This window comes from Streptomyces sp. NPDC051172 (genome assembly GCF_040682555.1).
Classification (GTDB): domain Bacteria; phylum Actinomycetota; class Actinomycetes; order Streptomycetales; family Streptomycetaceae; genus Streptomyces.
Genome location: NZ_JBFBBE010000463.1, coordinates 1 through 1,069, shown reverse-complemented (window position 1 = coordinate 1,069; position 1,069 = coordinate 1). Strand labels below are relative to the sequence as shown.

General features: G+C 70.3%; 2 protein-coding genes. One reads left to right on the top strand and one right to left on the bottom strand.

Annotated elements, in window-relative coordinates; all coding sequences use genetic code 11:
* Positions 1–91: 91 nt before the first annotated feature.
* A complete protein-coding gene (locus tag AB0N07_RS51955) occupies positions 92–673 on the bottom strand; it encodes a phosphoribosyltransferase (RefSeq protein ID WP_365848100.1) in 582 nt (193 codons plus the stop codon).
* Positions 674–755: 82 nt separating this feature from the next.
* On the opposite strand from AB0N07_RS51955, the gene AB0N07_RS51950 reads away from it, so the two are divergent.
* Positions 756–1,069 (top strand): DciA family protein (locus tag AB0N07_RS51950; protein WP_365848102.1); only part of this gene is annotated, 314 nt, incomplete at its 3' end.

Below are 1,069 nucleotides of genomic sequence, written 5' to 3'. Positions count from 1 at the left end.
GTTCCAGCAGTACCTCGACGCACGCGGCCTGCCCCGACCCCTGTGGTGGCGCCAAGGCAAATGACCCCGGGCCTCAAGATTCCCGACGGAGTCACCCAATGCTGCGGACGCCCAGGTCCGCCCGCCGGGCCGGAGCTGTCTGGTCAACAATGACGGAGCAGCCGGCCCACTGCCCGCCGCATTCCTCGACCATCGACCGCACAGCCGACGCCTGGCTACCCGTTTCGATCCAGTCATCGACCAGCAGCACCCGGTCCTCGGGGCCCACCGTCATCCGCAGCAGACGCAGCTTTTGGCGAGTACCCCGGTAGTCGGGGTCGCTGCACCTGGTGACCTTCTTCCCGGGGAAGATCCCCTCGCCCTTGCGTACCGCGACGAAGCCGACGCCGAGCTCGACGGCCGCTGCCGCGCCCAGCAGGAACCCCCGCGACTCAATGCCGCAGACGGCCGTGACGCCGTCTTCCCGGAACGGCCCGGCCAGTCCACGGATCACCGCAGCAAGAGCCTCGGGGTCACGGAAGACCTGCCAGACGTCAGCGTGGCCGCCGATCCAGCGGAAGCGTTCAAGGACCAGGCCGCGCGCGTGAGACATCATGATCGCGAGTCTGCGGACGAACTGGCAGCCCAGGCAACCAGATTCTCCACTCGGATAATACAGACGGGCAGGCAGCACTCCACGTTCTCCGTGATCCCCATCTGGGCCCGACGCTGGCCAAAGAGACAGAACCTAGGAGCTCCCGGCCGCCGGCGCGACGCTGCGCGAGCGGTGGGCGGCCATCGCCCTCGAGCTCGCCGAACACGTCGCCGCCGTGTCATACGACGCCAACTCCGGTCGGCTGACCGTGTGCCCGGAGTCGGCGGCCTGGGCGACGAAGCTGCGCCTGGAGCAGCCCCGCGTCATCGCGGCCGCTACAGTAACGAGTCGGCGGGCCGGACGGTCGTGCACGCCCTGCGGATCCTGGCGCCCGGCACGGTGGTGGTGCCCGGGCCGGCCGACATCGATCCGGAGCCCGTCGCTGCTGGACGATGACCGAGCCCTTCCCGCCCCCGTCGCCGGGCCGGCCGGCCC